This is a genomic window from Paenibacillus sp. Dod16 (assembly GCF_049893405.1).
Lineage (GTDB): Bacteria > Bacillota > Bacilli > Paenibacillales > Paenibacillaceae > Paenibacillus_AQ.
This window is the reverse complement of record NZ_JBNDYG010000038.1, coordinates 84721-97936: the sequence shown is the minus strand read 5'-3', so window position 1 is coordinate 97936 and position 13216 is coordinate 84721. Positions and strand designations below refer to the sequence as shown.

13 protein-coding genes and 1 pseudogene are annotated in these 13216 nt (G+C 47.7%); 3 read left to right on the top strand and 11 right to left on the bottom strand.

The genetic code is table 11. The annotated features are described in order from the left end of the window. The first annotated feature begins 91 nt into the window (after positions 1 to 91). The gene (locus ACPV3A_RS25790; protein WP_426202062.1) at positions 92 to 553 is read left to right on the top strand and encodes an Hsp20/alpha crystallin family protein; all 462 of its coding nucleotides are present in this window, start codon (positions 92 to 94) and stop codon (positions 551 to 553) included. A 279-nt stretch (positions 554 to 832) separates the two neighbouring features. Here the strand turns inward: ACPV3A_RS25790 and ACPV3A_RS25785 are convergent, their stop codons facing one another. Both ACPV3A_RS25785 and ACPV3A_RS25780 read right to left on the bottom strand, forming a co-directional pair. Continuing rightward, positions 833 to 1471: an NAD(P)-dependent oxidoreductase gene (locus ACPV3A_RS25785; protein ID WP_339223291.1), complete on the bottom strand. Its 639-nt coding sequence runs from the start codon at positions 1469 to 1471 to the stop codon at positions 833 to 835. A 54-nt stretch (positions 1472 to 1525) separates the two neighbouring features. Continuing rightward, complete coding sequence (locus tag ACPV3A_RS25780) at positions 1526 to 1960, bottom strand: MarR family winged helix-turn-helix transcriptional regulator (RefSeq protein WP_194542106.1); 435 nt, start codon at positions 1958 to 1960, stop codon at positions 1526 to 1528. A 290-nt stretch (positions 1961 to 2250) separates the two neighbouring features. Between ACPV3A_RS25780 and ACPV3A_RS25775 the strand changes: the two genes are divergently transcribed. Continuing rightward, positions 2251 to 3189: an NAD(P)-dependent oxidoreductase gene (locus ACPV3A_RS25775; RefSeq protein WP_426202060.1), complete on the top strand. Its 939-nt coding sequence runs from the start codon at positions 2251 to 2253 to the stop codon at positions 3187 to 3189. Between the two features lie 124 nt (positions 3190 to 3313). Here ACPV3A_RS25775 and ACPV3A_RS25770 read toward each other — a convergent pair whose 3' ends face one another. From ACPV3A_RS25770 to ACPV3A_RS25745, 6 genes are all read right to left on the bottom strand, one after another. Then, a complete protein-coding gene (locus tag ACPV3A_RS25770) occupies positions 3314 to 4186 on the bottom strand; it encodes a carbohydrate ABC transporter permease (RefSeq protein ID WP_071218166.1) in 873 nt (290 codons plus the stop codon). Positions 4187 to 4207: 21 nt separating this feature from the next. Beyond that, positions 4208 to 5065, bottom strand: a complete 858-nt coding sequence (locus ACPV3A_RS25765) for a carbohydrate ABC transporter permease (RefSeq protein WP_071218167.1) — start codon at positions 5063 to 5065, stop codon at positions 4208 to 4210. Positions 5066 to 5182: 117 nt separating this feature from the next. Then, positions 5183 to 6532, bottom strand: a complete 1350-nt coding sequence (locus tag ACPV3A_RS25760) for an ABC transporter substrate-binding protein (protein WP_071218168.1) — start codon at positions 6530 to 6532, stop codon at positions 5183 to 5185. Positions 6533 to 6890: 358 nt separating this feature from the next. Beyond that, positions 6891 to 7778 (bottom strand): aldo/keto reductase, encoded by an 888-nt coding sequence (locus ACPV3A_RS25755; RefSeq protein WP_426202056.1) that lies wholly within the window; start codon positions 7776 to 7778, stop codon positions 6891 to 6893. A 124-nt stretch (positions 7779 to 7902) separates the two neighbouring features. Next, complete coding sequence (locus ACPV3A_RS25750; RefSeq protein ID WP_339223283.1) at positions 7903 to 8676, bottom strand: glucose 1-dehydrogenase; 774 nt, start codon at positions 8674 to 8676, stop codon at positions 7903 to 7905. Positions 8677 to 8757: 81 nt separating this feature from the next. After that, the gene (locus tag ACPV3A_RS25745) at positions 8758 to 9261 is read right to left on the bottom strand and encodes a GNAT family N-acetyltransferase (protein ID WP_426202053.1); all 504 of its coding nucleotides are present in this window, start codon (positions 9259 to 9261) and stop codon (positions 8758 to 8760) included. Positions 9262 to 9471: 210 nt separating this feature from the next. Between ACPV3A_RS25745 and ACPV3A_RS25740 the strand changes: the two are divergent. Further along, positions 9472 to 10487: pseudogene (locus tag ACPV3A_RS25740) on the top strand (tyrosine-type recombinase/integrase). An 8-nt stretch (positions 10488 to 10495) separates the two neighbouring features. On the opposite strand, the gene mobB reads toward ACPV3A_RS25740, so the two are convergent. The 3 genes from mobB to ACPV3A_RS25725 form a co-directional block, all read right to left on the bottom strand. Next, on the bottom strand, positions 10496 to 10996 hold the full coding sequence (gene mobB / locus ACPV3A_RS25735; protein ID WP_194542098.1) for a molybdopterin-guanine dinucleotide biosynthesis protein B: 501 nt from the start codon (positions 10994 to 10996) through the stop codon (positions 10496 to 10498). Further along, a complete protein-coding gene (gene glp, locus ACPV3A_RS25730; protein ID WP_194542097.1) occupies positions 10993 to 12282 on the bottom strand; it encodes a molybdopterin molybdotransferase MoeA in 1290 nt (429 codons plus the stop codon). Before glp ends, mobB begins: the two co-directional genes overlap by 4 nt. 192 nt (positions 12283 to 12474) lie before the next feature. Further along, positions 12475 to 13206 (bottom strand): DUF4247 domain-containing protein, encoded by a 732-nt coding sequence (locus ACPV3A_RS25725; protein ID WP_194542096.1) that lies wholly within the window; start codon positions 13204 to 13206, stop codon positions 12475 to 12477. Between the last annotated feature and the right edge of the window lie 10 nt (positions 13207 to 13216).

Sequence of the window (13216 nt, the reverse complement as noted above, 5' to 3'; positions counted from 1 at the left end):
TGGATTTATTCTATGTGGTTGGATGCCCAGATGTCACTCTAACCTTCCTTCGCCCATACAATGAAATTACAGAACGAAGGAGGGATATCTAGTGAACTCAAGATCCAAGCGCCCTGAATGGTTATCGAAGGACTCTTTTTTCAACAACAGTTCCTTTCAATTCAAGGATCTTAATGACCTCAATGAGGATTTTCAGCTGGATCCAACCGTCATTGAAGATTATGTGAAGGATACGATAAGACAAGCAACGGCCGGAAATGAAATGCTGCCTAACCCCTATACGCTTCGATACGAAACTTTTGATACTCATAACTTTCTGGTTGTGAAATGCTATGTACCCAAACGTGTCCATCCGGAAAATTTATGGATTAAACTTAATCGAACACAGATCAAAATCCACGGTTTGCCAAAAGATCAAAGCCAGACCATCGTCTTGCCTGTCCCCATTCTTCCTGCGCAAAGCATCGCGACCTATAAACAGCCCACTTTACAAATTAAGATGCCTAAAATGTCTACAGGCCGATTTCGCGATATCAATATTCGTTTCTTATGAACGAAGATACCTTACCCGTTAGTCACAATCTGAAAAAACCTGCGTACAACATTGGTTGTATGCAGGTTTCCCCACCATTTATACTTAAGTGACAGGGTCTATATGGATGGTCGGGGTGCCAGAGAGATAGAAGTGGCTAGATAAATAGAGGTTATTCCATTATTGTGAATTTTTCATATGTTGAATTACTCACTTATTGAAACAGTTATTTCGCATCAAAACAAGCTGATTTCTAATGAAATCAGCTTGTCGAGATTTATATAAAGGTTGTTGCCGGGCTTATTCCGCCTCGGATACTACCGTATACCGCTCATGGATATGCTTCGGCTGTTCAAGCTCATCCAATACCGCAATCGCGTAATCTGCATAGCTGACATAGCTTTGACCGTTTGAATTGACAATGACATGGTCCTTGCCTTCCTGATAGCTGCCCGTGCGCTGACCGTGCGGATTAAAGAACGCTGCCGGACTTAGATACGTCCATTTCACATCGGAAGATTGTTCCAGGTCTTTCAAGTTCTCACTGGCATGAAATGCCGTCGGATAGTATTCCTTAGGAAAATCTGGAGTTTCCAAGAGTCGCAAGGTTTTGGCTTCATCCACGAACAAGCTTCCGGCCCCACCCATCACAAACAGTCTGGTATTCGTGCCTTTAAGAGCTTCTATCAATACCCGGCCAACCTCCACATATTGCGTTTCTTGCCCGGGCGCCGCCGCAAAGGCATTCACGACGACATCGAGGCCCTGAAGATCGGCATTCGTCAAATCCAGCACGTTCTTCTCCAAAATGTTCACGCTCGAATCGGAGATCTTGGAAACATTCCGTACAATTGCCGTTACCTCATGACCGCGTGCTTGTGCTTCCTTGAGAATCAGACTTCCCGCTTTCCCTGTCGCACCGATAATACCAATCTGCATTGTGAATCTCTCCTTTATCAATTGTATATGCAAATGAGGGACGAAAAAAAGGCTTTATTTTCCCTTTTTCAATATTTCACTGGATTCATGAAGAAGTTTAGTTAACTGTTCGCTATGTTCCTTCCCCAAGAGGGAAACATACTGTCCATACAGCTGTTCAAAATATTGGTTCAGCTCCTCATATAACGACTTCCCTTCATCCGTTAAGAAAATATGCGTTTCTTTCCATTCAGATTTGCGCTGTACTAACTGCTTCTCCTCCAGCTTATCGATGAACCGTGTGCTTGTGGATGGAGCAATGGACAACTTATCGCTTAGCTCTTTCTGCGTAATGCCGGGATATTGATGGATCACCACCAAAACGTAGGAATACGTAGGAGATAAGCCGGCCTTCGCAAAAGCATCCTCCGCCATCTTGGTCATCGAACGAGCAAACCGATTTGAAGTAAAAAACAAGCATGAGCTCAGTATGGAATCATCAATGTTCATAACCAGACACCTCTCATTTGTATATACAAATTAACACATCACTAATATATTGTCAACAACTTTCTTTTAGTTAGTCTTATGATTGATTTTATTATGATCGTCGTAATTAGGTACGTTCAAAAGCGTATATAGTTTGATTGAGAGATAGAGAGCGTTATTCTTCATTGTTATGAATTTTTCATATGTTGAATTACTCACCTCTTTTTGGAGATTAAAAATAACGATTGACCTTGACATTAGTGTCAAGGTCTACACTATATTCGAAGCCAACACTCAAGGAGGAAAAAAGGATGGAACAATTGAATCAAAATCAAGGTCATGGGATCGAACCTAATGTTCGTGAAACTAAGCAAAACACCAATAAGGAACATGTCACCGTGCTCGGGCTCGGCCCTATGGGCCAAGCGCTTGCCGGAGCTTTTATCAAGAATGGCCATGCTACAACGGTGTGGAACCGGACAGCTGCTAAGGCCGACCCACTTATTACACAAGGTGCAGTGCTTGCTCCGACTGTTCCGGATGCCGTGCTTGCCAGCCGGCTTATTATCATCTGTGTACTCAATTATGATGCAGTCCGCTCCATTCTCTCTAATGCGACTAGCGCATTGAAAGGGAAGACCCTTATAAACCTGACAGCCGACTCTCCTGAACGTGCACGCGAAATGGCGGCTTGGGCAGCCGAGAACGGTATTAACTATATTGATGGTGCGATCATGACGCCGATAACGACCATTGGGCAGCCTTCAGCCGTTGTTCTGTACAGCGGGCAAGAAAAAGTTTACCGCAGCCACCTGAAAACACTTTCCAGTCTGGGAGGGACCGCTTCGTTCCTTGGGGAGGATCCCGGTCGTGCCGCAGCCTATGATGTTGCATTGCTGGATGTGTTCTGGACAGCCATGAGCGGCTATGTACACGCTCTGGCTATCGCACGCGCTGAGAACATTGCCGCGAAAGACATCGCTCCCTATGCGCAAAATATCATCAACATTATGCCGGATATCATGACCTATATCGCACAAGATGTGGATCAAGGCGTATACCCTGGTGAAGGCTCGAGTCTCATCTCCAATATGACAAGTATGGAGCATATCATCCACGTGGCCGAACATCACGGCATCGATAGCAGCGTTTTAAACGCAGCAAAAGCCATTGCCCAAAGAGCAATCCATGCCGGTCATGGAGAAGATGGTTTCTCACGCTTAGTTGAATTTAATCGTCCAACTGCTTAAATTGCTGATTCAACTCTTGCTTCAGATTAAAAGACTAAATGGAATATAACAACGAATAGGCAAGTCAAACAGGTGACGACAATGTCCCCTCTTGACTTGCCTATTCGTTGAGTTCGCTCTCTTCTTAACCCTTGACAGCTCCTTCAGTCAAACCTTTCTGAATATACTTCGAGATAAACAGGTATACAATCAGCACCGGAATAACGGTCAACGATACTGCCGTAGCCATCAGACCAAAGTCTGTTCCGTATTGGGAGCTGATCTCATTCAGCAATGCAACGATCGGACGGACATTCTCTTTGTTTACAAAGATCAACGCTGAGAACAAGTCATTGTACGACCACATAAATACAAATATACTCGCCGATGCAAATACCGGCTGCGAGATCGGCACGAAGATCTTAACAAACATCTGCCATCGGTTACATCCATCCATGAAAGCCGCTTCTTCAAGCTCTTTCGGGATGGTTGCCATATAACCGGCAATCACCAAGGTGGCAAACGTCAGATTGCCTGCCGTTTGCGGGAAGATCAGGCCCCAATATGTATTGACCAGGCTCGTTTTGATCAGCAGCTCGTATACCGGGACTACGGTTGCAAACGCTGGAATCAACAAAGTCGCATACAGAATGGAATAGATGGTGCGCTTGCCCCTGAAGTTGAATCTGGACAATACATAAGCGGCTAATCCCCCGAGCAGTAATACCAAGAATACGGTACTGAAGGACATCACCAAACTATTGATATAACTTCTTCCGATATTAATGCGGTCAAATGCGTTCTGATAGTTCACAAACACCGGTTCCCATGCGATACCAAAGGAATTATTCATCACATCGCGAGAAACCTTGAACGAGTTGTTCACGATCCAGAATAACGGATAAATGGTTGTTAGGGACCACGCTGTCAAAACAACGTACATCAACGTGGTGCCTAAATTAAACCGACTCTTCCTAACGCGCTGAGTTTTGTGTTCAACGACGATGGTTGGCTCCATAACAGTACACCCCTATAATGCTTAGTATGTAATCTCGTCTCTTTTCAACAAACGGTTGGCAATTAACGCAAGCAGTACGCCAAAGACCACCATGTATATCGCAACCGCTGATCCGTAACCAAAGTTCTGATCCACCATGGCCTTTTTGTACATATACGTTCCCAGGACTTCCGTTCCATTCTGGCCGCTTGTAATGACCCAGATGAATTCGAACACCTTCAACGTACCCGTAATGGCAAGTGTGATAACAACCTTGATGTCACTCATAATGAGCGGAATTGTAAGCATCGTTGTTTTCTTGAGCCCCGTGATTCCTTCCAGTTTTGCAGCCTCATAATAATCCGCGGGTATTTTGGACATCGCGGTCAAGAACAGAACAAAATAAAAGCCCACATAATGCCAAACCGTTGGAATCGATACCGCCTTTAGCGCATTCTTCGCATCCAGCCACAAAATCTTCTCAATATTGAAGTTCGCCAGCAAGTTGTTCAGCAAACCGAAGTTGTAATTGTAGAACAATACAAATAATAAGGAAATGGCAGTACCGGAGATGACAACCGGGAAGAAAAAGACCGTTCGATAAAAACCTTTGAGCTTGGAAATGTTATCTACCAGGACAGCCAACACAAGCGCGATCCCCACCTGAAACACGATAACATAGAGCATGATTTCGAGCGTGTGCAATGTTGCAGCGCCAAGCAATTTATCCGTAATGAGTCTCTCATAGTTAGCCCCTCCCACAAACTTTTTATCGAAAAAGCCGCTTGTGCGATAGAAGCTGAGATACAAACTCTTAAAGAACGGATAATATAGAAAGATTGTCATGATGGCTGCTGCGGGTAATAAAAACATCACAATATACTTGCGATCACCCTTCATATTAATCACCCTTGATGTTTATTTTTCTTCAACGTCCATGCCGAAATGACTACGCCGCCCAAATGAAAGCAGAGGGGCGGCGTACGTCACTTTTATTTCTACCGTTTCTGATGAAAACTATTTTTTGTTGGCATCCTCGGTTTTCTTCGCTTCTTCGATCGCTTGAGTAGGAGTTTTCTTGCCTTCCACTACAGGCTGGACGCTAGCACGAAGGTTACCAAACGTTTCTTGCGAAACTTTACTGTCAACCGGCGCGCTGATGGAAGCTGCTTTCGCGGCCATAGCGAAACCGTCAAGAGCTACTTGGGGCAATCCAGTCACTTCTACGTCAGCCGCAGGTGTTCCGCCGTTAGCCGAAGCGATTTTTTGAATGGACGCCGGGGAAGTCAGATGTTTCAGCAAGGCGATTGCTGCTTCTTTTTTAGCTGCGTCATCATAAGTGGCTTTGGAGAGATAGAAACCGGAACCGAAGCCGCCGACGATATCGTTACCGCTGCCAGCGCCGTCAGGAACTGTCGGGAATGGCAGTACTGTAGAGTTGTCACGGGTTTCATCGCTCCAACCGCCAATGGCCCAAGATCCTTCGATGGTCATGGCAGCCAGGCCTTCACTGTAATAGTTGCCGGACATGCTCAGATCGATCGTTGCCGCATCTTTAGGGAACGCGCCAAGGTCATACAATTCTTTCATAGCTGCATACGCTTTTTCCCAATTTGGATCGATGCCGTCAAGCAGACCTTTGTTTTGTCCTTCAGGTCCTGCTGCAGACAAAATGGTATGCTCGATCAGGTAGTGAGATTGGTCAAATGGTACGGACAAAGGAATAATGCCTTTGGCAGATAACGTTTTCACAGCTGTGGTCAATTTCGCCCAGTCTGTTGGAAGCTCCAAACCATTTTCTTCGAAGATTTTTTTGTTAACGAACAAGCCTTCATAGAAACCGGTCAATGGTGCAGCGTAAATGTTACCGTCCTTTTGCTTGGCAAGCTCGAGCGCATCAGGAATGAAGCCGTTCTTCCACTCAGCGTCCGCGTCGAGAATTTCGTTCAACGGCACAACTTTACCGGCATTGACGAATCCTTCTGCGTCAGCCCCGATGAAGTAGAACAACAAGTCAGGCTCGTTGCCGCTGTTCATGTCGGTGTTCACTTTCGTTCTGAAACCGTCATCATTTGCTGACATGGTGTCGTTGTCTATCTTCACGTTCGGATGTTCCTTCGTGAATTCATCCAACGCTGCCTGGAAAGCTTCGCGAGCTGCGTCAGTTCCTCCGAAAGTCGAGAACACGCGGAGTGAAACCGGAGCGGCTTCATCCTTCTTATCATCGGCCGGCGGAGTTGTTTCCGTCTTCGGAGTTTCTCCTCCTCCAGCAGCAGGAGTGTTGGTGCCACTGTTGTTACCGCATGCTGCGAGGAACATGGAGAGCAGCAACATGACACTCATGAGTAACATGGAAGTCCTTTTCATTTCTAATCCCCCTAAGTATTTTTTCAGAACCCTATGTAAATACTTGCTGTCTACCAGAATTTTATTCCAAGCCCTACTGGTTTCAAAGGGGGACATTCATCTTCTACAGGGGGAAATATTTCCATATCAATCTTTTATTCGCTTCACGCCTCCTCTTTTAGACTAGAAAATGTGCTAGGTATCGAGAAACCAGGTAAAATAAGGTAGTTGCTAGCTGATGATATTGATCGGCACTTCCCTATTGTGAATTTTTCATATGTTGAAATAACATCATTAATTTTATTACCAGCATTCGTATTCTTTTAAGCCGCAAAAAAGAGCCTGTCGAGAGAACTCGACAGGCTCTTTTTTAGATCACTTACACCTTACCCACCCAATCCGCACCGGCAACCTCTCGCCAGCGGTTGCGGATCGACTCGTAAATATCCTCCGGCAGCTGCCCTTTTTCCAGTAACGCAGCATTTTGCTCCCACCGCTCCGGATTTGCCGTACCGACGATGGCGGTAGCTACGCCCGACGTGCTTAAAGTGAATCTTAACGCCATTTCAACGCCTTGCTGAACATCGGCGAGAAAATCGTAATTCAACTCGCCTAGCCGGATCCAATAAGGATAAGCATAATCCTGTTCGCTTAGCGTTTCGTTCTTCCAGGCAACATTGGCTACCGGACGTTTGGCAATGATCCCTATGCCCTGCTTCATGGCAAGCGGAATCGTGAGATCGATCGCCTCCTGGTCGGCGATGTTCAGCGAAGTTTCAAAGCTGTCGAACACGCCGGTTTGAAGGGCATAGAGCGCATCGGTCGAATCGCCGCTGTAGCCGATGTACCGCGTTTTCCCCTGCTCCTTAGCTCTTCTTAACACTTCAATCACTTCGCCCCGGCGCAAAATCTCTTCCGAGCAGCTGTGAAGATGGATGACATCGACGTGGTCCACCTGCAGTCGCTTCAAGCTGCGGTCAATGCTCTGCGCAAGCATCACGGGATCCCAATCCGGATAATCCAAACCGGAAGCGTGGCCGCATTTCGTAAACAGGTAGTAATCATCTCTTCGACCTGACAAAGCCTTGCCGATTAATTCCTCGCTGTGGCCATAACATTCCGCGGTATCAATCATGTTAAGGCCTGCATCAATGGCGCTGTGCAGCAGCCGGTCAACCGTCTTTTGATCCGACTGGCCGATCTCGGCCCCTCCAAAACCCAACACACTAACCTGCATGTCCGTACGTCCAAATGCTCTTCGTTCCATCTTCCTTCACTCTCCTCCCTGTTCATCCCATTCATCATTACCCGACACGAATAAACCTGAAAGCCTATTTTCGTTACATTTTCGATTTCACTATATTTATTCTGTTTGAAAGAATGCTCCCCTGCTAGAATCCATAAATGCTAAGACCGCCATCCACCAGCAGCGTTTGCCCGGTCATGTAATTGGCAGCCTCCGACGCCAGGAAAACGACAGGTCCCACCACTTCTTCCAGACTTCCCACGCGCTTAAGCGGTGTCCGGTCCAATATGGCCTGCATATAAGCTTCATCATTAAGCAGCTTCTCCGTCAGCGGAGTCCGGAAATACCAAGGTCCGACCGAGTTAACCTGAATTCCATACTGCGCCCACTCCATCGCAAGCACCTTGGTCATATGGATGAGAGCCGCCTTCGTTGAACCATAAACAACGCCTGTGCGAAGAGCCGTGTGTCCGCCTACGGAAGAGATGTTGATGATTCTTCCATTGCCCTGATCTTTCATAAATCGGGCAGCCGCTTGAGAAGCGACAAAAGCCGATTTCAGATTGGTTTGCACAATCACGTCCCATTCCGAATCCGTCACTTCCAGCGCAGGCGTACGAATGTTCATCCCGGCATTATTCACCAGTATGTCGATTCGTCCTGCCTGATGTACAAATTCTCGAATCGCTCCCTCCATCTCTTCTCTTACGGTCAGATCACCCGGCAGCACAAATGCCTGACCCTGGTTCAAGCTCTTGATCAGATTTGCAGTCTCCTCCAAATCGCTTCGGGTTCGGGACATCAAGCCGACTTCGCAGCCGGCCTCTGCCAATCCTATGGCTATGGCGCGTCCGATCCCGCGTCCAGCCCCTGTAACAAAAGCTTTTTTCCCTTCCAGATGAAAGCTCGGTAAATACATCCGAATCCCTCCTAAGCATTGATCTGTAACCAAATTTTATAAGCAAACAATGGAACGTTCCTTAAAATCCGTGAAACAATTCTAGGAATTGAAATATTGCGAAGGATTGTGGCGAACCGGATCAATATATTCCTCATATCGGCCGCCCGTATAAGCTTCAATGACTTTTCGCCAAAAAGCCTGCGCCGGTATATTACTGCTGATTTGCGTCACCTTCCAGCGTCCCTGGAAATGATCAAACAGCCGGGTTGCCGCCCAAGTCCCTAATCCCGTACGCCGATATTTTTGCATAACGAAAAACTCCGTCATGTAATAGTCCGCATCTAGGGCATCATCCATCCGCTCGATCAAGGCAAACCCGGCTGGCCGTTGATCAAACGTTATTAAATAAGGATATTTACGTTCTCGTTTTTTCCAGAATTCATCCAGATCCGGATACGGTAAAAACAGCCCTTGATCATTCACCGAAATATCCAGATACTTGGTAAAATCATATAAGTACAATTGCATCAAGTTTACGATAACGGCTTGTTTCCGCTTGGGAACCAGCTCAATTCCCATACGTTCACATCGATCTGAAATCATGCTGCCGCCTCCCTAAAGCATCTCATCTATCATTTTAATGCTTCTTATCTTCATCGTATTATCCGCTCATTGTGGCACAAGCGCCATATCGGGTTCGTGAGAATCGACCATGGTGATCTGACACACGCAAGCAAGATCGACTTTCCATATGTTACACTAGTAATTAATGACACATGTCATTGCTATAAAGACAATCATTCGAGGTGGAACATGAATATACAAAAAGATATCGACCGTGCAAGACTCGATGAGAAATCGCCGGACATGCCTTGGTTTGTACAGCAATTTATCGACTACAAGCTCCCGGATCTCTCCCCCTCCACCCTGCTCGAATATGTAAGGGATTATGAAACGTTCTTTAATTGGCTCCGTTCGGAGGGGCTGTCACAAGCAGCCTCGAACCGCGAGGTAACGCTGCTTGAGCTGGAGACGCTGCGCATGGACAGCATCACCAGTTACCGGTTATATCTGACTACACGCCGGGAGGGGACCAACTCCAGAATCACGGTTTCCCGCAAGCTCTCATCGCTGCGCTCCCTGTTTCATTATTTAAGCCAGATTGCGGAAGACGAGGAGTTTTACCCGCTTCTCAAGCGTAACATCATGGCTAAAGTAGAAATTAAGCGAATTCATAAACCAAAAGACACGGCTGCCAAGTTAAAAGGAAAAATACTGGAAGACAGGCGCTTTATGCGCATGAACAAAATAAGGTCAGAGATGCCTGTATCGCCAGCCTCATATTAAATTCCGGCCTTCGTGTATCCGAAGTGGTCAATTTGAATCTTGCGGACATCGACCTGAACAATAAAATGCTGCATGTCTATCGTAAAGGTAATAACGACGAAACCTTTAAGACCCCGGTCTACTTCCGTGCGCAAGCCAAAGACGATCTTGAATATTATCTGCAGCTTCGGCAGGCCCGCTACAAGGTGCCAAAAAAAGAAAAAGCTCTGTTCGTTGCACTGCGTAACGGACAGAATGAAGGGCAGCGCATGACCAAGCGGGCGATTCAGGCGATGATCATCAAATACGCCAAGCGTTTTGGCAAGCCGTCCCTGACCGTTCATAAGCTGCGGCATTCGTTTGCCACCGACTATTATCTGCAAAATGATATTTACAAAACCAAAGAACAATTGGGACACGCGTCCACCGAGACAACTGAAGTGTATGCCCACTTAACGGACAAAACGATGTCCGAGGCGATTGAACGCCGCTCGGAGGACTAACTTCTTCATCATGACAGCAGCAGCGACGTGATCCGCTCCGTGTCATTCCATGTAAATAGGGGAACCGCTAGCCGCTGCTGCATCTCATGCAGGGCTGACGGTTCCTTTAGCATTTCAGGACGCACGACGATACCCCGGGTCTCCTTAACTTGATCCAGCAGCCCCATGTCCTCTGTTCCCCGCAGCAATACGAGCTTTGGATAAGGCTGCATCTTATAGCCTTCGACAAGCACCAGATCAAAATCACTGTACAAATGGATCAACGACGCAAGTTCCAGCTCCGTTTCCATCAGCATCGCCGTACGCCCCGGTGAAGCGATGGCGATCCCCTCCGCTCCCGCCTCTCTGAATTTGTACGTGTCCGTCCCTTCATGGTCCATTTCGAATCCGTGCCCGTCATGCTTGATGACGGCTGACCGAATGCCATGCCGTTTCAACTGTGGGATCAAGCTGGCAATCAATGTGGTTTTGCCGCTGTTTTTATAACCGCATATCTGGAAAACCTTCATGTCCAGGCCCCCGGCAGAACGAGAACTTGTACGGTTTGGCCTTTAACGGCACCACGAAGCTCTGGCGGAATCACGATTAAACAGTCACTGTCTTTAATCGTGATCATGACACTTGACTCATCAAGGGAAGCAGGTGTCGCTACAAGCTTGCCGTTAGACACCTCCAGGCTCCCCCGGACGAAACGGGTAAAGTTGTTCACTTTCGAATAATCCGAACCCAACTCTGCCGTCCATTCGGTTAAAAACAACTGCTCCATGCCAAGCATCTTTCGGATCGCAGGTCGGACAAACAACAGAAATCCCACATAACAGGCCCCCGGATTACCCGATAACGCAAAGAGCAGCTTGCCCTCCTTCACAGCCGCGGTTGTAACACTTCCGGGCCGCATTGTGACTTTATTAAACAGCATGTCCAGACCTCCGGATGTCACCAGCTCCCCCATAATATCGTAGTCGCCTACAGATACGCCGCCTGTCGTCACCACGATGTCATACACCTGGAGCGCTTCTTCCACCTTTTGGCGGGCGAGCTCGATATCATCCGGGATCGCCTCCATAATCACCGGGACACCACCGGCTTCCCGAATTTGCGATGCGAGCATATAAGTATTGCTGTTGCGAATTTTACCAGGTTCAAGCGGCTCGGTGATGTCCAATAGTTCGCTGCCCGTCGAGAATATTCCTACCACCGGTTGACGATACACTTCAACCTGGTGTATGCCAAAGGTGGCCAGAACCGAAATTTCTCCAGGTCCGATGAGTGTTCCTCTGCGGAGGATCAAATCACCTTCCTGAAGCTCGAATCCGAGGGGAGTAATATTCTTCCCCGTCTCGATGGACCGCTTGAAGCCTACATGGGTAAGGCCATCCTCTGTTCGAAGCTCCGTCGCTTCAAGCATAACGACAGCGTCTGCCCCTTCAGGCACCTGAGCGCCCGTCATGATGCGGGAAGCCTTGCCTTGCTCGATTGAAATGGAAGACACATATCCGCACGGGATCTGGTCGACAACCTCTAGCCACACCTGTTCCCCTAAATCGCATGCGGCTAAATCCGCTGATCGAACGGCATAACCGTCCATGCCCGAACGCGCAAAAGCCGGAAACGGGTGGGGTGCGATCACATCGGAAGCAAGCACACGTCCATCGCTGTCCTGCAGCCGAATAAGCTCCTCCTGACCAAGCTCCGCATTAGAAACGGCTAGCCTTTGTGCGTCCCTTACCTGCAATGCACGCCGATCAAATTTATGATTGTGTTTCTTAGGCAATATTGAATGATTATCCTTCACTACGCATTCCTCGCTTTCTGACTCAAAGAAAAAACTGACATTCTTACTGTACTACATTCTGCGCAATCTTCAAACCGAGCTTCCGGTCTCATCCATTCGCCGTTTTGTAGGAGGATCACAACAACCGAGTGTGTATGGGTCACCAGACAAAAAAGCGCATGGTCACTTGACCATGCGCTTGAACTCTTTGCTTTACCTTCGTCCCCTTCGGGAGATCCTGCCAGATCCGATTCGGGTCTTCGGCTTCTTGTACGATTTCTTCGGCGAATCGAACAAACCTCCGCCGCTTTCGCCGCGCTTGATCGTGCCGCGGTCTCCGCCTGTATCCGGATTTCGTCTGAACAGGCTTCCGCCCGTACCGGCAGAATCCTGGCCACGCCGGGTAATCTTCCCGCTCCGGTCCACCGTCAGCGGCGGAGCGATCTTCTTATCCTGGCTTGTTGGCTTCTTATAGTTACCTTGTGCCGGTTTATACACATCTTTACTTGTATACCCCCGGTAACCCCCGCCGCCCATCGAATCGAATAAATTCCCGATCAGAACGGCCGTTAAGTACCCTTGCAGGAAACTTGAATCATAATTGCGCTGAACATACTCCTTGGAGTCGATTTCGATCAGCGTATCGGTCGGCTTCTGGGGATCCTGCTGCAAATGGTAATACTCATCCCCATATACCAGAAACATCCGCTCGGTATCCTCAGGAGACGATTGATCCGGCGTGTTCGCCGCGATGAGCTCGCCTGCGACATCCGGAACGCTTTTATCAGCTGCCCGGTACACATAGGACGTTGCGTTTCCGTCTCGATTGACGGATTCCAGCGGATAGGTATCCTTGATATTCGGCGCTCCGCATCCACTCAATAATGATACGAACAAACTCAGCACCAACATGATTTTTATAGATATAAAAGAGCGTTCCTTCATGCCACCACTC

Excerpts from the sequence above, each read along its gene's own strand:
- ACPV3A_RS25785 (WP_339223291.1), bottom strand. The coding sequence starts at position 1,471 with ATGCAGATTGGTATTATCGGTGCGACAGGGAAAGCGGGAAGTCTGATT.
- ACPV3A_RS25780 (WP_194542106.1), bottom strand. The coding sequence starts at position 1,960 with ATGAACATTGATGATTCCATACTGAGCTCATGCTTGTTTTTTACTTCA.
- ACPV3A_RS25775 (WP_426202060.1), top strand. The coding sequence starts at position 2,251 with ATGGAACAATTGAATCAAAATCAAGGTCATGGGATCGAACCTAATGTT.
- ACPV3A_RS25770 (WP_071218166.1), bottom strand. The coding sequence starts at position 4,186 with ATGGAGCCAACCATCGTCGTTGAACACAAAACTCAGCGCGTTAGGAAG.
- ACPV3A_RS25765 (WP_071218167.1), bottom strand. The coding sequence starts at position 5,065 with ATGAAGGGTGATCGCAAGTATATTGTGATGTTTTTATTACCCGCAGCA.
- ACPV3A_RS25760 (WP_071218168.1), bottom strand. The coding sequence starts at position 6,532 with ATGAAAAGGACTTCCATGTTACTCATGAGTGTCATGTTGCTGCTCTCC.
- ACPV3A_RS25755 (WP_426202056.1), bottom strand. The coding sequence starts at position 7,778 with ATGGAACGAAGAGCATTTGGACGTACGGACATGCAGGTTAGTGTGTTG.
- ACPV3A_RS25750 (WP_339223283.1), bottom strand. The coding sequence starts at position 8,676 with ATGTATTTACCGAGCTTTCATCTGGAAGGGAAAAAAGCTTTTGTTACA.
- ACPV3A_RS25745 (WP_426202053.1), bottom strand. The coding sequence starts at position 9,261 with ATGATTTCAGATCGATGTGAACGTATGGGAATTGAGCTGGTTCCCAAG.
- mobB (WP_194542098.1), bottom strand. The coding sequence starts at position 10,996 with ATGAAGGTTTTCCAGATATGCGGTTATAAAAACAGCGGCAAAACCACA.
- ACPV3A_RS25725 (WP_194542096.1), bottom strand. The coding sequence starts at position 13,206 with ATGAAGGAACGCTCTTTTATATCTATAAAAATCATGTTGGTGCTGAGT.